Genomic DNA, 17,397 nt, shown 5'->3' with positions numbered 1-17,397 from the left:
TAACCTTCTCTACCCTAAATAGGGCAGCAGCCGCACATTTTCAGCGGGAAATGTAACAAACTTTGTTAATACTAGGTCCTAAATTAACCCCCGAGCTATGAGCGGAAGGAGCGTCTGTACTGGTTCGGCGGCATCCCTTCCTGCTGTCTGAATACTTTAATGAAATAACTGGACTGCTGGAAGCCGCTCTGCCCGGCAATCTGCGCAACGGACAGCTCGGTGGAGGCCAGCAGCAGCTTGGCCCGCGCTATCCGGCAATCGCTTAAATAACGGTTTGGCGTCTTTCCCATGATGCTGCGGAACAGCCGCAGGAAATGATAGCTGCTGTATCCGGCCAGCCGGGCCATAGCTTCAAGCGTCCAGGGTTGCTCACATTCCCTGTAGATTCTATCGGCTGTCAGCCGGATGGAATGCCTGATCTCCAGCGGAACGGAGCCCTGGAGCGGCTCGGAATTCTGCATCAGCGTGACCAGAATCTCATAGAGCAGTGCAGACAGGCGGGGTTCGCTCCGTGTCTCATAGGCTGAGCTTAGCCGGTACATCTCCTCAAAGCGCTCTTCATAGCCGCTGCCGGGATCGAACGTGAAGAAGTAACCACGTGACTGATCCGCCTCCTCCAGCATCGGCAGGGACAGTCCGGTGGCGAAATGCATCCAGCGGACATCCCACGGCTGCGCAGGGTCAGACCCGTATTGCTGGTATGCGCCCCGCGGAAAAAGAAATCCGCTGCCTCCAGTCATCGGAATCCGTGTCCCTTCATGGAACACATAGCCTTCTCCGCTAAATACCATGTGCAGATTGTAACTATTCAGAAACCCTTCACTTCTGCGTTCCGCATGCTCGGGGAATTCGCTGTATCTTCCCAGCATCTCCGGGTAGCATACATAATGGGCATAGGCCGGCTGCGGCAAGACCCAGTGTTGTCTCATAAGAGTCCTCTCTTCTGTTAGACGTATCAAGGCACAATCAACACGCAATATAATGATATAAAAGCAATATTATGTTATATCAGCGGTAACACTGTTGATAATACAATAGATTTGCAGAGTAATGAAAGCACATTTTTACATCTGGAGGTTACAATGAAGATACCTTTTGCAGCAGAACGGTTTGAACTTGGCGTCTGTTATTATCCTGAGCACTGGCCCGAATCGATGTGGGCTGACGATTACCGGCGTATGGTGGAGACAGGCTTCACAGTAGTGCGTCTGGCGGAGTTTGCCTGGTCTATCTTTGAACCGGAGGAAGGGCAGTTCCAGTACGGCCTGTTTGACCGGGCCATAGATCTGGCGCACCAGCATGGGCTGAAGGTTATTCTCGGAACGCCTACCGCAACCCCGCCCGCCTGGCTGACCGAGCAATATCCGGAGGTCTTGAATGTTACGTATGAGGGTGTGACGCTCCATCACGGGATGCGCCGCCATTACAACTACAGCAGTCCCAAATACCGCGAGCTCTGCGCCAGAATCGTCACGAAGCTGGCTGAGCATTACGGCAGCCATCCCGGTGTGGTTGGCTGGCAGATCGACAACGAGCTGAACTGTGAAATCAATGAATTCTATTCGGAGAGCGATCACATTGCCTTCCGCGCCTGGCTGCAAGAGAAGTATGTTACGCTGGACAAGCTGAATGAGGCATGGGGCACTGTATTCTGGAACCAGACCTATACCCGCTGGTCGCAGGTCGGCCTCACCCGTCCTACCCCGTCGCCCCGCCAGCCCAACCCGCATCAGGCTCTGGATGAGAAGCGGTTCATCTCCGCGAATACGATTGAGTTCGCCCGGATTCAGGCGGATATTCTGCGGAAGCTGGCACCCGGCCAGTGGGTAACCACCAACGGCCTGTTCGGGCATCTGGACAGCCATGAACTTAATGACGAGCTGCTGGACTTCTTCAGCTATGATTCGTACCCGCAGTTCTCTACGATCGGCTTCGATCCGGCAGAAGTGAACCCGATGCTTGACCGGGGTTGGAGTCTGTCCCTGTCGACCGTGCGTTCAATCAGCAGTAACTTCTGCGTGATGGAGCAGCAGTCCGGCCCGGGGGGCTGGGTCAACCGGTTGGATATGCCATCTCCGAAGCCCGGCCAGATGCGGCTGTGGACATACCAGTCGGTTGCCCACGGCGCTGACATGCTGCTCTATTTCCGCTGGCGGACGGCCACGATGGGCAATGAGATCTACTGGCACGGCCTGAACGACTACCATAACCAGCCGAACCGGCGGGTGAAGGAAGCGGAGCAGATCGGCCGCGAGCTGGCGCAGATCGGTCCTTCGTTCATCGGCAGCCGGACGCAGGCTAGCATCGCGATTGTACGTGATTATGACAATGAATGGGACGGCGAATATGACGTATGGCACGGACCGTTCATGTGGCAGAGCAACAAGGAATGGTTCAAGGCGCTGCAGCGGAGACATATTCCGAATGATGTGCTCTATCTGCGCAGCCACACCACCCTTGCCGAGCTTGCCCGCTATGAGGTGCTGGTCTATCCGCATCCCGCGATTATGAGCGATGCTACAGCGGCGCTGCTGGATCAATACGTGCAGCAGGGCGGGAAGCTGGTCTTCGGCTGCCGCACGGGCTATAAGGATACGACCGGACAATGCTACATGCGGCCTTTTCCGGGGGCGGCTCAGGCGCTGTGCGGGGTAACCGTCGAAGAATTCACGCTGGTCAAAGGAACACGCAAGCCGACCTCCATCCGCTGGTCGAATGACCCTGAGGCACTGACTGGTGCCGATGCCTTCAATGACATCCTGAAGGTGGAGGATGACAGTGTGGAGGTCATAGGAACCTATGCTACCGATTACTACGCCGGCAAACCGGCCGTGACCCGCAACAGCCGCGGCGCTGGTGAGGTCTGGTATTACGGGGCCGTGTTCAACGAAGCGTCGGTGCAGCAGATGATCGGCCATCTTGGCCTGTCCTCCCCTGCCGCTGACTGGGCGGAATTACCGGCGGGAGTCGAGCTTCAGATTCGTGCAACTGACAGCGATGCCGCTGGCGGAGTTGCCTTCCTGCTCAACTATAGCGAAGAACCGGCGCAGATTGTGCTGAAGCAAGCTAAGACGGACCTGATCAGCGGACAGACGCTGTCGGGAAGCTACACGATGGACGGGTACGGCGTGCTGGTCCTGAAGTAATACTTATATGAATGAAAAGGACCGTTCCCGCAGTTGGCCTGCGTGAGCGGTCCTTTTGTGCTTGTTCAGGAAAGTGCCGAAGTGGAGCGCGAGGGATAGCTCTAGCTCTACAGCCAGTAACATTTTGAAAGAAATCTTGCACAAAATGCAGCATTACCATCTAATGGGGGCGTTCTATGCTGAAATGCTGCACGAAATGCAACAACTTCAGCGCTAATTTGCTCTCTGCACCGGAATTCCTGCAAATAATGCAACATACTACCGCATCCAGTAACCCTTATAGAGAAATCCTGCATAATGTGCAACAATGCTCTCCATGTTTTACAAGACACAACATTGGGTGATTTTGTGCTAAAAATATTGGTTCCGGCCGGTTGGTTCTTCCCCGAATCTATAATTTACGTTACTATAATGGCAACCGTCTGCCCCAGCAACGGACGCTGTTAGTGAATTATAGAAGGAGCATTTGCCTGACATGAAGCCAGAATCGATTTCAGAACCGCCGCTGTCCGGCAGCAGCCAGAGCTCAGACTCTACCGCAGTGCCGGAGAGCAGTGATACCTTCCTGCAAGGGGTCAAGGATTGCCTCCCTACTCTGCTCGGATACTTGAGCATCGGCTTCGCCGCGGGGGTGGTTGAGAAGACCGCCGGACTCACTCTTGCTGAGATTGCCTTGATCTCCATCATTTTGTATGCGGGCTCTGCCCAGTTTATCGCCGCCGGGATGATTGCTGCCGGGAGCAGCGCTTCCGCCATTGTCGTCACCATTCTGCTGGTTAATCTGCGGCATCTGCTCTTAAGTGCAGCCCTATCGCCATATTTCCGCCATCTGACCCCGCTGCGCAATCTGCTGATCGGTTCGCTGCTCACCGATGAGACCTTCGGCGTAGCCATCCAGAAGAGTGCCGCCAGGAAGCAGATAAGCGAACGATGGATGCATGGGCTGAATGTGACGGCCTACCTGAACTGGTTCCTGGCCAATCTCGCCGGCGCTTTTTTCGGCCAATGGATTGCAAGTCCTGAACAGTGGGGTCTGGACTTCGCCCTGCCGGCCATGTTCATCGGGCTGCTCGTACTGACGATTATGGGCCGGCGCAAATACCTGCTCGACATCACTGTCGGATTGATCGCTATGACAGTAGCCGTGCTGGTCTCTGTCTTGTGGTCGCCGAGCATGGGTGTTATTGCTGCTGCTATTATTGCTTCAACGATTGGACTGGTGATCGAACGATGGAAATAAGACCGGATATCTTCCTGATTATCTTCGGCGCCGCGCTCGTGACCTTCCTCCCCCGGGTGCTGCCGCTGATGCTGTTAAGCCGGATCTCCATCCCGGACTGGGGAATGCGGTGGCTGAGCTACGTGCCGATTGCGGTCATGGCGGCCCTGGTTGCCCAGGAGCTGTTCCTGGACGGCGGCAAATTCGCCGCATTGTCTACGAATGTCGAACTGATTGCAGCCCTGCCTGCCTTCTGGGTGGCTATTAGAACCCGCAGCCTGCTCGGCACTGTAGTAGTCGGCATCGTAGCCCTGATGCTGCTGCGGATGCTGTTCTGAGTCTACACGGCAGAGCCGGGCAAGCTTAGATTCTGTCAAGCTGACCTTGTGGAGCATTCAGCTGCAGGGTCTTCCTGATGAAGCTGCCGATATGCTCAATAGCCCGCGCCGATTCGGGTAGCATCGCTGCCAGCAGCTGAAATGCACACCACATGTTCTCCCAGATCTCCAGCTCCACACTGTTCCCCGCCGCCATAGCCTGTTCAGCCAGACGCTCCGCGTCACTGCGCAGCACCTCATGCTGCCCTGCCTGTATCAGCATAGGGGGCAAGCCATGAAGATCCATCCTTAGCGGAGACAGCAGCGCCGGATAATCACTGGCGAAATCCCCCATATAGGCCTGAAGCAGCTGCTGATTGGCTTCCCGGCTACCAGTCGGATCAAGCTCTGCACAGCTGTCATAGGAGTCACCGTCCAGATGGACAAGATCCGCATGGGGGGAGAGCAGACAAGCTCCCGCAGGCAGGGGCTCTCCATGATCCCGCAGTGTAATTAGAGTCATCAGGGCCAGCGTAGCCCCAACAGAATCCCCGCACAGCATTATATTTCCGGCAGGTATGCCCCGATCCAGCAGCCAGCGGTAAGCCAAGAGGCAATCTTCGTTCGCTGCCGGATAAGGATGCTCTGGAGCGAGCCGGTAACCTGCCGTCAAGACGGCTGCTCCGCTGGCTGCGGAGAGACGCGCGGCCAGATCACGGTAGATGGTGCAACTGCCCGATACAAAGCCTCCTCCATGGAAATACAGGATTACCGTCTGCTCGGCCATGACTTCCTGCCCTGCAGACAGCTGCTTGTGCACACCTCCAGCCCTGACCCACTCCCCAGCAAAAGGGGCTGCTGTAATCTCCTCAACCAAGACCCCATCCAACAGTGGGATCTGTGCGGCTGCCTGCGCAGCGGCCAAGCGGATCTCCTGCACCGTTTTTCCCGAGAATTGATTATTGACCTTCAGATAATTCTTCATTGCCTGCAATCGTTCTAATGGCGTTGTGCTTCGCTGTAACATAGATTCATCAGCCTCCTGTTATCCTGAGATGTCCACAGTATAGACCCTGTAGAAGGATACAGAGTCAAGCGGCATTTCTTCGGATAAGGACAGGAGACAACCATCCGCCTTCAACCTTTCATCTTCAAAATATCCAGCGTATCCTGCACACCAGGATGTCTGTTCTGGTCCAGCAGACCGCTTCTTAACGCTTCGAGCTTACCGCGTGTGTCGTTCTGCCTGGCTATTTCCTGGTCAACAGCGGCTAGTTTGCGCTCAACGACAGCCACGAAGTCCGTCAGTCCAATGCTGCCGTCAGCGGATTTCACCAGTGCCTTCCTGATCTCGCGGAGTGTGAACCCGCAGCTTTTGGCATTGCGGATAAAAGCGAGCCGGCCGAGCGTCTCCTCCGGATATAGCCGGTATCCCCCTGCTGACCGCTCCGGCTGCGGGAGCAGCCCGTTTTTCTCGTAAAATCTGAGGGTCTCGATATTCATCTCAGCCTCTTTGGCCAGCTCGCCGCGCAGATAGGGTGCCATGCGGTTGCTCCTCTCCCTTATAGAGATAACAGCCGCTTCATCCATCACCTTCATGAAACGGCTCCTCCAGTTACAGCTTCAGCCTCTCCTTAATCCCGGCGGTCTCCGCCTCGGTAAGCTCAGGCAAGTCATCGTCGGTGTAGCGGGCCTTGTTGTACAGCGCGAGCAGCTGCTCATGACTCTTCTCTTCACCGGCGGCTAGCTTACGGTGGCGCTTCTGCACTGAAGCCCAAGCCGCCACATCTGCTGCGGTCTCCTGCGGCGTCAGGAAGGTCTTCACGTCATATCCTTCCGCCCGACGGGCCTGGAGCCAGTGGCGGTAGAGCCAGCGGACGCGCCCGCGGTTGTCCACTGCCCCCTCCCAGCGGTCCCTGCGGCTGGCCGGCACCAGCTTAGAGCGTAAGAACTGACGCAGATCCGAGACGGTCTGCTCCCAGTTGAACAAGCTGGTCTCCTCATCCTGGTAGCCGGAAGCAGCAGGTGTCTCTCTACGCAGCAGCGAGAGCAGCTTATCCACCACTCTGCGCAGCAGCCCGCCTGTATTCCGGTACAGCCAGCGCAGCGCGAAGAACAGTAAGGCCAGCAGCGCTGCCGCTCCCAGAATATAAAAGCCTGCATTCAGAATAGCCGACAGCAGCCCAGGTTCAGCGGGCTCCTCCATCGGGAAGCCCTGCATTTCGGCTGGCGGTGCCTGCTCCGGAGGAGCTTCCTCCGGGCCGGACGATAACCGGCTGATCCAGGCGAAGAAGGCGCGCGCAGTACCCATCAGCAATTGGCCAAGCGCCCGGCCTCCTCCAGCGGCAAGAGCTGCGGCCAGAATAACGAAGCCGGCCACGAACAGCCGGTTATGCCGCTGTAATCCCAGAGGGAGACGGCCTGCGCCTCCATTAAGCGAGCTGTACCGCAGATGGCTGCTGTTGGAGAACAGCAGGGCCAGCACCAGGCATAAGCTGCCGCTCCAGGTCAGCACCGGCACCTCCGCTTGAAGAGCAGGAAAACGTGCAAATACAATGGTAGCAATCCAATACATAATAATACCGCTGATGTATAACCAGATCCGGTTCTTCCGCGAAGCCGTAGTTAATCCCAGGAAGGCACAGACTGCTGACCCGGCTACCAACGGCAAGCCCTTAAGCGCCAGTGCGCCGGCCAGCGCTCCGGCCAGAACGCCCAGTCCAAGCGCAGCCAGCAGCTGCTTCCACCGGCGGTTACATCCGGCACGCAGCAGCACACCTGCTGCGGCAAGCACCGGCAGCAGAACGATCCAGCGCAGCGCAGCGCCATCCGGCTGGAAATATGTCTGAAGCACCAGCCATACGGGAAGCAGGAGCAGGCATTCTATGAGCGCTGACAGCCATAGTATAGCGAAGGGTTTAATTTTCTCCGGTAAGCCCGATTTCATAACCCGCCACCTCCTTCAGCCGGGATGTCCAGCCATTCCACGCCATTCCCAAGAAAGCTCAGATTCGAAACAGCCGTCTGCAGCTCAGCTCCCCGGTGGCAGGTAATAATCAGATAATCCGTATCGCCTTCGCCCTTCTCGGCTTCCATCTCCAGCAGCCGGCTCATCGGCACCGTACGGTCCAGATTGAACCGGGCCAGCACGCCCATGAATTCCTCCGTGTCAGCTATGGGCCAGGTGTCCACAGGATCTCTCGCTCCGAAGCCGTCCAGCCGTCCATTGCTGAGCAGCCGGGTCTCCACCCCCTGGCTGATCGCATAATCGGCGACGGTTGCCGCATAACGGATGCCGAGCTCGATCCGCTCCACATCAGTCACCGTCCGCCACATGGCGTCACTGATCTCCACATTCAGGCAGATCACCAGCCTGGTGTCAGCCGTATAATCCCGCTGATGCACCTGCATACTTCCTGTACGCGCGGTTGCTTTCCAGTTAATAGACGCCAGCGAATCTCCGGCACTGTACTCTCTTGTTCCGGCGGTCAGAAACGGATCTTCCACGATCCAGCGCTTGACCGGCAGCTCCCCCAGCCAGCTGTGAACCGGCAAGGGCAGGTCTTCGAACCGTAACAGACCGGGATAGACCAGCAGCTCCAGGTGCAGCGGGTAGGTCTTGGTGGAGCGGCTGAGTCCGAACAGATCACCGGTGGTCATGGTCGCTGTCTCCAGCACGAAGAAGCCCCGCTCACGGCAGGTCACCTGATGGCGCCGCCGGATATGGCGGAAGGACCGGAGGAAGAACAGGCTGACATGATTCTGCGAGATCTCTCCGCTGCTGATACCAAGGTTGTCCTGGTCACCGAATTCAAGCCCCTTGGCAATGCTGGATTCCAGCCGCAGCCAGGGTAAGGGCAGCAGCTTCTTGTTCGCAATCTCTTCAACCATCTCTACCTGTTCCCCGGCATATACCGCCTTAGCCGAGAAATAGCGGGTATAGCTGACCTTCTTCAGCGCATTCCGGTCATAGATCACGGACACGAGAACCAGCAGAAGAAAAGTGCAGGCAATGAACCACGGCAGTGACATGGTTCACTCCACCCTTCCGCCTCTGAACGACAGAGCAGGCTCGGCCGGAACCTCCACCTCACGGAGCGCCTGAAGCACCACCTCAGCGGACTGGCCTTCACGGACACCGGGGCCGCGCTGCAGAATCAGCCGGTGTGCCAGCACAGGCACAGCCACGGCCTTAATGTCATCCGGGATGCAGTAGCCTCTGCCCTGAATCAGAGCGTAGCCCTGGGAGGCGCGCAGCAGAGCGAAGGCTGCCCGCGGACTGGCTCCCAGGCGGACAGCCGCGCTGGTCCGGGTGGCCTCCACGATGCGGATCATATAAGCGAGCAGGTCGTCACTGACCTGTGTTCCGGCAGCGAGCCGCTGAATATCCTGAATCTGCTCGGACGTCGCCACCGCAGCGGTCTCCTCAAGCGGGTTATTTTCCCGGAATCTCTGCAGGATATGAACGCCCTCATCGAAGGTCGGATATCCGGTGGTGATCCGCATCAGGAACCGGTCAAGCTGCGCTTCCGGCAGCGGAAAGGTGCCCTGGCTGTCCACCGGATTCTGGGTCGCAATAACGAGGAACGGCCGCTGCAGCTCATGCGTTACACCGTCGATGGTAATCTGCCTTTCCTCCATACATTCGAGCAGGCTCGACTGGGTACGCGGAGTGGCCCGGTTAATCTCATCGGCCAGCAGAATGCTGGCGAAGACGGGACCGGGGCGGAACTGAAATTCGCCGGTCTTCTGATTGTAGTAGTTAATGCCGCTTAAGTCGGAGGGCAGCAGGTCGGGGGTGAACTGGATGCGCTTGAAGCTGCAGTCCAGCGAACGCGCCAGTGTCTTGGCCAGCAGCGTCTTCCCGGTGCCGGGCACATCCTCCAGCAGCACATGGCCATTCGCCAGCAGAGCGGTCAGCAGCAGATTCACACCGCTTTCTTTGCCGACTATGACCTTCCCGAGATTCGTTCGGATTGACTCAATTAGAGCAGATGCCTCTTGAAGATTCATGAATAATAACACCATCCTGTTCCAGAAAAAGGTATGTACACTCTCTTCATCATACCAGAAAGCGCGTTCATAATATAATAATGATTGTTACACTCTTCACTATATCGGGACGGATAAGCAAATAAGGAGCCGGTTCTCGGCTCCCCAATACACTGTTAATATACTAGAAGCCCATTACCTGATGAGGAATGTAAGGCTCCTCCAGGCGGCGGATTTCCTCCGGGCTCAACGTAACGGCTACTGCGGCCGCGGCATCCTCCAGGTGGTTCATCTTGGTGGCTCCGACAATCGGCGCGGTAACCGGCTTCTTCTGGAGCACCCAGGCCAGGGCCACCTGAGCGCGCGGCAGCCTGCGTTCCTCGGCAATCTCCTTCACCCGCAGTGCCACCAGCCGGTCCGCTTCCTCGGTCCGTGAGAACAGCAGCTTGCCGAACTGATCACTCTCCGAGCGGGGAGTGCTCTCCTGCCAGTCCCGGGTCAGCCGGCCGCGGGCCAGCGGGCTCCATGGAATCACGCCAATCCCTTCCGCTTCGCACAGCGGCAGCATCTCCCGCTCTTCTTCCCGGTAGAGCAGGTTCACGAAGTTCTGCATGGATACGAACCGGGTCCAGCCGTGCCGCTCCGCCACTTGCAGCGCCTTCAGAAACTGCCAGGCTGCCATGGAGGACGCGCCAATATACCGCGGTTTGCCAGCCTTAACGACATCGTGAAGGGCTTCCATTGTTTCTTCAATCGGTGTAGCAGGGTCCCAGCGGTGAATCTGATACAGATCAACGTAATCCGTACCCAGCCGTTTCAGGCTATGATCGATTTCACTCATGATCGCCTTGCGTGACAAGCCTCCGCCATTGGGGCCGGGACGCATCGTCCCATGAACCTTAGTAGCGATAACCACCTCGTCGCGTAAAGTGAAGTCCTTGAGCGCCCGTCCGACAATCTCTTCACTGGTACCGTCAGAATAGATATTGGCCGTATCAAAAAAATTAATGCCCAGCTCCAGAGCCCTGCGGATGAACGGACGGCTCTCCTGCTCATTCAGTGACCAGGGGTGGGTTCCGCGCTCCGGCACTCCGTAGCTCATACACCCCAGGCAGATTCTAGATACATCCAGTCCTGTTTTTCCCAGCTTCACGTATTCCATAATCGACAGCATCCTCCCTGTATTAGAAGTAGATCCTATGAAATCGATTATAGTATACCGCTATGAGTTCGGAATGGACAATCCGCTCCTCAGTTCTGGATAAACGGCTTCAATTGCTGCAGCAGCTCCTGCATCTGTTCCGAGCACTTGCCGTACATTTGCTTCGCCGCCTTATTCTTCGTGGACAGGCTGAACAGCTCCAGATCGGCCTCGCATTTCTTCAAGAGCGCATAGAGCTGGGGCTTATCCTGCGCCTGCTGCACCTTCACATTATCCGCATACAGATCCACGGTCAGCTCACCGTACGAATCTACCTGGCCGAGGAAGACGTCCTTTACGGTCAGGTTCATTTTGTCCAGCTCATCCTTAAGCCATGCCCTGGAGAGATTCATGCTGTCCAGCGGTTCGTCCATAATCTCACCGTCCATGATGACAGCCAGCGTCTCTTTCTCCGGAGCTACCTTAACGCCGAGATCCTTGGCGGTCAGGGGCAGATTCTCCTTCTTCTGAAGTACGTTAATAGCTCCGTCCGACTCCATAATGGCAAACTCGACATCGGCCAATTTGAAGACATCCTTCTTCCGCAGCTCCTCCAGCAGCTCGTCCGTGCTGATCCGTTCCTTTTTCATATTGTCCTCCAGAATCTTGCCGTCCTTGATCAGCACGGTGGATTTGAAGTCAATGAAGTCGCGGGCCTTCTTGCTCTTGATCTGCAGGAACTCAATCAGCAGGGAGCAGCCGACCCAGACGCCCAGAGCGATTAGGCCCAGATGCCAGGTTTTGTCCGTATCCAGCGAGATATACGCGGCAATGCTGCCTATTGTGATCCCTGTAATGTACTCAAAGAACGACAGCTGCGAAACCTGCCGCTTCCCCAGAAGTTTAGTGAGAAAGAACAAGACGACCACAGCGAACAGCGTCCGCAGGATCACCTCTAATGCCTCCGGCATTGTGCATCCCCCCAAGATTAATTATTCATCATAGTATTTGTCAGCAGAGGTGCTGTTAACCACGCTGCCGGATGCGAAAAATTACCAGAATATGAGGATTTAGAATGTGCACACTAGCCCCTATGAATTCAACACCTTATTCAGTACAGAGGAGGAATAATCAAGATGACTGTTGCATCTCAAGTCAAGACCTGCGTGGCTTCACTCAAAAGCGCCCAGGCCAGCCTGGAGCAATTCGCCATGGAAACGCAGAATGAAGAAGCCAAGACCCTGTTCACCAACGCCGCCGAGCAGACCCAGCAGATCGTTCAGCAGGTAGAAGGCCGTGTAACCGAGTTGGAAAAGGAAGAACCGCAATACCGGGGCTTCTAGCCCGGAGCGGCCGGAAATGGTTAGAAGGCTGATCTCATGCAGCGGATGTGCTGCGGGGATCAGCTTTTTTTGACAGCATCTGCAATCAGCGAGACAAAGCCGAGCCTTTCTGCTGTATTGCGGTGATCAAAGCGCTTCGAACGGTAGATGAACCCTTCCTTCTCATCCCATGGGTTGAAATGAAACCGGCCGGTCTCATCGCAATATTCCAGCAGATTGACATCGAAACCGCCAGCCTCGAACATACTGCGAAGTGTATTGTAATTATGTACGATGCGGTGGGACGCCGCCGGATGATCCAGGGGGCCCGGCCCTCCGACCTGTACAATCTTCTGATAAGCTTCATCGGGGAAAAAACCGTCCGGTACAGCACAGCGGATATATCCGCCCGGTGCCAGATAAGAATAACAAATTGCAGCTGCCTGCACCCCTTGCTCATACGTCAGATGCTCCCAGACATGCTCCGCAAGGATCGCTTTTATAGAGCTTTTCTTGAATCTGACGGCCCACTGCTCCTCCTGCAAAAGATTAAGCTCCGCCTCCTCTGTATGCAGCCATCCCCGGTTATGCGGGCTTCCGCCGCTGCCAATGACAACTTTTATTGCTTCTTCCATCCAGACCACTCCTTATGTAGAATCACGATCTGGTACACAGTCTAATCTTAATTTCTAGAATTTGGAATGTATAGATGTCAGACACTTATGGACTTATGTAACCATCCAATCTCCCCTAGTTGCTTCTACATCCAGAACAAAGTTCGCTTGTTGCACATCTTGCAGGATTTTCTCTCTAAGGGTTACTGGCTGCGGTACAATGTTGCATGATTTGCAGGATTTTCGGTGATGAGAGCAAGTTATCGTTGGTTTTGTTGCATTCTGTGCAGGATTTCAGCATAAACCACTTTTATTAGGTAGTATTGTTGCATTTTGTGCAGGATTCCTCACCAGAAAAAAAGCAGCCCTCCGGCTGCTTCCCTTCTACACTAATGTAGCGCTCTGCATGAACTCCGCAATACTCAGCTTGCGGCCGGTGCGCGCGCTCTCCAGTGCTCCAAGCACCATCGCCATGCTGTAGCGGTTATCCCGGCCATTCGTCTCGGCTGGCCGTCCCTCGGCCAGCGAGCGGAACATCTCATCGAGACAGCCGTGATGGAAGGTCTTCTCCATCTGTACCTCCGGCCCGTCGACCCGTACGTAATCTTGAAGGAATTGTCCCGCAGGCAGTTCGGCTGGCAGTACTTCGGCATACGGCATATCGCGGCCGTCCCAGATGGCTGCCCCCCGTTCCCCCTGCACCCGCCAGGAAGCCTCCCAGGAGGTAGGCGCGCCTTCCGCGCACCACGAGCCCTGATAACAGAACACCGAACCGTCCGACATCTCGTAAATACAGACCGCCGCCGCATTCCCCGCATACCACGAGCCGGGCGGATTGAATTCCTGGCAATATACGCTTACAGGATCAGCGCCGCTGATGAAGCGGGCCTGATCGAAGGTATGAATGGCCATATCCAGCAGCAGCGGGCTGTTCATCTGATCCCGGAAGCCGCCGAAATGCGGCGCCAGGAAAAAGCTCGCGCCCACATAGCCTGCGCGTCCAATCGTACCTGACGCAATAAGCTGGCGCAGTGAGCGGATGCGCGGATCATACCGGCGGTTCTGCATCACTGCATGGCTCAGCCCGGTCCGCCCGGCCAGGTCCACGATCGCATTACATTCTGCCATTGTCTCCGCCAGCGGCTTCTCGGCAAAGACATGGCACCCCGCTTCAAGCGCCGTGCGGGCCACGCTGTAATGGCTTGCGGGAACGGTTACATCAAATACAACGTTGGCTGACGTATCGGCAATTGCCTGGGATACCTCTGTATACACCGGGCAGGTTAGCCCGTGCTTCGCAGCCATCGCCACGGCGGATTCCCGCCGGATGTCTACAAGAGCAACAATCTCAATGCCGTCATGGTTCAGTGCATAGCTGTTCCATTCATTCGCCATCGCCCCGCAGCCTGCAACAACAACACGATACTCAGCAGTCATAGCTTCCCCTCCCAGCATCAGACCGGGTTCGGGACGAAGCTGCCGCCCCGGCAGGTTTTGAGATAATTCAGCGCATGCACCTGCCCCGTCATCTCCAGCTCGTCACGGTAGACCGGATCATGCCAGCCTTCAATATCGATGGTGCCCTTGTATCCGGCTTGGCGGAGGATTGAGATGACATCGGTCCAGTTCGTATCCCCGAAGCCCGGCGTGCGGTGCCATACATACGGCTTCGGCCCGTGGATGCCGTATTCCTTGACAATGTCCCAGGCAATGGTGGCGTCCTTGCCATGAACATGGAAGATCTTGTCCGTCCATTTACGGAGCTGCGGAATCGGATCAATGAGCTGAACCATCTGATGGCAAGGCTCCCACTCCAGCCCAAGATTGTCGGCAGGCACGGCGTTGAACATCTTATCCCAGGCCGAAGGATTATGCGCAATATTCCAGTCGCCCGTCCGCCAGCTGCCGTCCATCGAGCAATTCTCAAAAGCAATTTTCACACCGCGGTCAGCCGCTCTTCTGGACAGCTCACCGAACACCTCGGTGAACTTCGGCAATGACTCATCTATAGATAATCCGGTCAGACGTCCGGTGAAGCCGGAGACCAGATCCGTTCCGAACAGATGGGCATGATCAATCAGCCGCTCCCAGCTTGCTACCGTATCGGCATTGTCGCCTGTACCGGTCAACGGATTCCCGAAGATCCCGATCGAGGAGATGACGAAATCATGCTCCTGGGCCAATTCCCGCACCCGGGCTGCTGTCTCGGCCAGATCCGTAGTGCCGGTAGTCTGCCAGAAGGTCAGGCTGAACGATTCGAACCCGTGCACTACAATCTGCGGAATAACTCTTACGGCATCCCCACCGCCAACCAGTGTTCCGATTCTCATGGTGTCTTGCATCTTGTATACCACTCCAATATTGGTTTATAGTTAGTTCAACAACCCAAGTATATCTGTCATTTCACGTAAAATCTCTTCTTATCTTGTGCTAATCTAGCTGAATCTTGTGGGAGTTGAAGCCGTCATGACCTATCCGAAGGAACTTAAGGAATACCCCCGCCTGGAGGAAAAGACTTATCCGTTCCGTTTATTCTTCAATACGATGCGCAATGTGAAGCCGGAGGACAATATTCTGTTCCTGCACTGGCATGAGCATTTCGAGATTATAGTGATGCGTGAGGGGCAGGCCGTCTTTCATGTAGACAGCAAGCCCTATGAGGCCGGTCCCGGCGATGTTATCATCGTGCCGTCCGGCGGACTGCATGTCGGCTATAGCCTGTGCAGCGGTGACCTGTCCTATGTCTCCATTGTGTTCCATGCCTCCTTGTTCAAGGACCGGAACCAGGATTCGCAGCATGAGCAATTTGTCGCCCCTTATCTCAACAACCTGAATCAGTTCCCGGTCATGCCGGCGTCGCAGAATCCTGAGTGCGCTATGTACTATCCTCTGCTGGACCGGATCATCCGCGAGGTGGAGGGCAAGGAGCCTGCCTTCCAGCTGGTCGTGAAGAATCAGCTGCATCTGTTCTTCACTCTGCTGTCCCGGGCCTTCCCGGCGCGGCAGAGGAACGAACGCGAACCAGGAGAACGGGGCGGCGTGCACCGCGAGCGCTTCAAGCCGCTGCTGGAGTACCTGGAGACCCATACGGATCAGAAGATGTCGATCGAGCAGGCGGCTAGATTCGTCAACCTGAATCCTTTTCACTTCTGCAAAACCTTCAAGAAGCTGACCGGCCGAACCTTCATCGACTACGTGAATTTCACCAGGATGGATGAAGCACAGCGGCTGCTGCTGGAGACCGACCTGAGCATTACCGAGATTTCTGGCCGGGTCGGCTGTGACAATCCGAATTACTTCACCAAGCTCTACAAGCAGTACAAGGGCCTAACCCCATCACAGGACCGCAAGCAGGGATAATCCCGCCAAAAAAACACCGCCGGCCACTAATCCCCGGCGGTGTTTCCCTGTCTTCCGTTTACATCTCCGATATCTGCACCCAGCGCCGCTGCTCAATGGAACGGTCCACAGCCTCCAGTACGGCCTGACACTTCACGCCGTCACGGAAGTTCGGCTCCGGCTGACGTCCCTCCTCAATGGCATTCGACAGCTCCAGCATCTCATGAATGAAGGTATGCTCGAACCCGATCGTGTGGCCCGGCGGCCACCACGCTTCTGCATAATCATGCGACGGGTCGGTGGCTAACACGCGGCGGAAGCCCTGAACATCCTCCTCGTCCGAGGTCAGGTAGACCTCCAGCTCGTTCATCCGCTCGAAGTCGAACTTCACACTGCCCAGGCTGCCGTTGATCTCGAAGGAATTGGTCGAACGGTGTCCTGCAGCGAAGCGTGTCGCCTCGAAGCTGCCCAGCGCGCCATTCGCGAAGCGGGCCAGGAACAGCGTGGCATCGTCCACGGTGACTGGACCGCGCGGCGCATCCTTGCCCGCCTTGGCGCTGAGACCAGTCATCTCCGTGGCCAGCGGACGCTCCTTAATGAACGTCTCGCTCATGCCGATAACCTCCTCCACATCCCCTACGAGGAAGTGGGCCAGGTCAATCAGATGCGCCCCCAGATCACCATGCGAGCCTGAGCCGGCAATCTCCTTCTGCAACCGCCAGACCAGCGGGAATTCCGGGTCGAGAATCCAGTCCTGCAGGAACCACGCGCGGAAATGATAGATTGTGCCCAGCCGGCCGCTCTCAATCAGCCGCTTCGCCAGCCGGACCGCCGGGGAGAAACGGTAGTTGAAGCCGATCATATGCGCAATTCCCGCCTTTTCGGCAGCCTCCAGCATCTCGCGGGAATCCGCCAGGTTCAGCGCCAGCGGCTTCTCACAGAAAATATGCTTGCCTGCTGCTGCGGCCGCCAGGGCAATCTCCTTATGGGCATCGCTTGGCGCATTAATATCGACCAGATCAATATCATCGCGTGCGATCAGCTCTTTCCAGTCGGTTAAACTCTCCGACCAGCCGAGCTGATCTGCCGCCGCTGTAACCGCTTCCTCATTGCGTCCGCAGATCACCGACATTTGCGGCTTAACGGCCTTCGGGAAGAACATCGGCAGACTGCGGTATGCGTTGCTGTGGGCCTTGCCCATGAATTTATAACCTATCATTCCAATGCGTAGCTGTTTCATTCGTAGCCTCCTCTTCTTAATTCACTGCTGCATGTACACGCATACATTTTCTCATTCCGGCTGCGCT

General features: G+C 56.3%; 17 protein-coding genes. 5 read left to right on the top strand and 12 right to left on the bottom strand.

Annotated elements, in window-relative coordinates; translation table 11 throughout:
* Nucleotides 1-95: 95 nt before the first annotated feature.
* Nucleotides 96-929 carry a helix-turn-helix transcriptional regulator gene (locus tag K1558_RS27835; protein ID WP_238655230.1) on the bottom strand — a complete coding sequence of 278 codons (834 nt, stop codon included), beginning with the start codon at nucleotides 927-929 and terminating at the stop codon, nucleotides 96-98.
* A gap of 153 nt (nucleotides 930-1,082) precedes the next feature.
* Here K1558_RS27835 and K1558_RS27830 point away from each other — a divergent pair, with 153 nt between their 5' ends.
* From K1558_RS27830 to K1558_RS27820, 3 genes are all read left to right on the top strand, one after another.
* Nucleotides 1,083-3,146 carry a beta-galactosidase gene (locus K1558_RS27830; protein ID WP_238655229.1) on the top strand — a complete coding sequence of 688 codons (2,064 nt, stop codon included), beginning with the start codon at nucleotides 1,083-1,085 and terminating at the stop codon, nucleotides 3,144-3,146.
* A 505-nt stretch (nucleotides 3,147-3,651) separates the two neighbouring features.
* Nucleotides 3,652-4,386 (top strand): AzlC family ABC transporter permease, encoded by a 735-nt coding sequence (locus K1558_RS27825; RefSeq protein WP_420800475.1) that lies wholly within the window; start codon nucleotides 3,652-3,654, stop codon nucleotides 4,384-4,386.
* Nucleotides 4,377-4,703 (top strand): AzlD domain-containing protein, encoded by a 327-nt coding sequence (locus tag K1558_RS27820; RefSeq protein WP_238655227.1) that lies wholly within the window; start codon nucleotides 4,377-4,379, stop codon nucleotides 4,701-4,703. Before K1558_RS27825 ends, K1558_RS27820 begins: the two co-directional genes overlap by 10 nt.
* A gap of 25 nt (nucleotides 4,704-4,728) precedes the next feature.
* Here K1558_RS27820 and K1558_RS27815 read toward each other — a convergent pair whose 3' ends face one another.
* From K1558_RS27815 to K1558_RS27785, 7 genes are all read right to left on the bottom strand, one after another.
* Complete coding sequence (locus K1558_RS27815) at nucleotides 4,729-5,709, bottom strand: alpha/beta hydrolase (RefSeq protein ID WP_238655226.1); 981 nt, start codon at nucleotides 5,707-5,709, stop codon at nucleotides 4,729-4,731.
* Nucleotides 5,710-5,819: 110 nt separating this feature from the next.
* On the bottom strand, nucleotides 5,820-6,281 hold the full coding sequence (locus K1558_RS27810; RefSeq protein WP_238655225.1) for a MerR family transcriptional regulator: 462 nt from the start codon (nucleotides 6,279-6,281) through the stop codon (nucleotides 5,820-5,822).
* A 16-nt stretch (nucleotides 6,282-6,297) separates the two neighbouring features.
* Complete coding sequence (locus K1558_RS27805) at nucleotides 6,298-7,629, bottom strand: hypothetical protein (RefSeq protein WP_238655224.1); 1,332 nt, start codon at nucleotides 7,627-7,629, stop codon at nucleotides 6,298-6,300.
* Nucleotides 7,626-8,714: a DUF58 domain-containing protein gene (locus tag K1558_RS27800; RefSeq protein ID WP_238655223.1), complete on the bottom strand. Its 1,089-nt coding sequence runs from the start codon at nucleotides 8,712-8,714 to the stop codon at nucleotides 7,626-7,628. The genes K1558_RS27805 and K1558_RS27800 overlap by 4 nt, the downstream gene beginning before the upstream one ends.
* 3 nt (nucleotides 8,715-8,717) lie before the next feature.
* Entirely contained in the window at nucleotides 8,718-9,695 is a 978-nt protein-coding gene (locus tag K1558_RS27795; RefSeq protein WP_238655222.1) for an AAA family ATPase, read from the bottom strand.
* 163 nt (nucleotides 9,696-9,858) lie between these two features.
* On the bottom strand, nucleotides 9,859-10,836 hold the full coding sequence (locus tag K1558_RS27790; RefSeq protein WP_238655221.1) for an aldo/keto reductase: 978 nt from the start codon (nucleotides 10,834-10,836) through the stop codon (nucleotides 9,859-9,861).
* A gap of 89 nt (nucleotides 10,837-10,925) precedes the next feature.
* Entirely contained in the window at nucleotides 10,926-11,786 is an 861-nt protein-coding gene (locus K1558_RS27785) for a DUF421 domain-containing protein (protein WP_238655220.1), read from the bottom strand.
* A gap of 165 nt (nucleotides 11,787-11,951) precedes the next feature.
* Between K1558_RS27785 and K1558_RS27780 the strand changes: the two genes are divergently transcribed.
* Nucleotides 11,952-12,158, top strand: coding sequence for a DUF1657 domain-containing protein (locus K1558_RS27780; RefSeq protein WP_036728736.1), 207 nt, complete (start codon nucleotides 11,952-11,954; stop codon nucleotides 12,156-12,158).
* A gap of 59 nt (nucleotides 12,159-12,217) precedes the next feature.
* On the opposite strand, the gene K1558_RS27775 is transcribed toward K1558_RS27780, so the two are convergent.
* From K1558_RS27775 to K1558_RS27765, 3 genes are all read right to left on the bottom strand, one after another.
* Nucleotides 12,218-12,772 (bottom strand): class I SAM-dependent methyltransferase, encoded by a 555-nt coding sequence (locus K1558_RS27775; protein WP_238655219.1) that lies wholly within the window; start codon nucleotides 12,770-12,772, stop codon nucleotides 12,218-12,220.
* 363 nt (nucleotides 12,773-13,135) lie between these two features.
* Nucleotides 13,136-14,188 (bottom strand): Gfo/Idh/MocA family protein, encoded by a 1,053-nt coding sequence (locus K1558_RS27770; protein WP_238655218.1) that lies wholly within the window; start codon nucleotides 14,186-14,188, stop codon nucleotides 13,136-13,138.
* A 17-nt stretch (nucleotides 14,189-14,205) separates the two neighbouring features.
* On the bottom strand, nucleotides 14,206-15,093 hold the full coding sequence (locus K1558_RS27765; protein WP_238655217.1) for a sugar phosphate isomerase/epimerase family protein: 888 nt from the start codon (nucleotides 15,091-15,093) through the stop codon (nucleotides 14,206-14,208).
* Nucleotides 15,094-15,217: 124 nt separating this feature from the next.
* Between K1558_RS27765 and K1558_RS27760 the strand changes: the two genes are divergently transcribed.
* Entirely contained in the window at nucleotides 15,218-16,111 is an 894-nt protein-coding gene (locus K1558_RS27760; protein WP_238655216.1) for a helix-turn-helix domain-containing protein, read from the top strand.
* A 58-nt stretch (nucleotides 16,112-16,169) separates the two neighbouring features.
* On the opposite strand, the gene K1558_RS27755 is transcribed toward K1558_RS27760, so the two are convergent.
* On the bottom strand, nucleotides 16,170-17,330 hold the full coding sequence (locus K1558_RS27755) for a Gfo/Idh/MocA family protein (protein WP_238655215.1): 1,161 nt from the start codon (nucleotides 17,328-17,330) through the stop codon (nucleotides 16,170-16,172).
* Nucleotides 17,331-17,397 lie beyond the last annotated feature (67 nt).

Source organism: Paenibacillus piscarius (assembly GCF_022234545.1).
Lineage (GTDB): Bacteria > Bacillota > Bacilli > Paenibacillales > Paenibacillaceae > Paenibacillus_AQ > Paenibacillus_AQ piscarius.
Note: the sequence above shows the minus strand (reverse complement) of the source record. Positions and strands in the feature narration are given on the sequence as shown.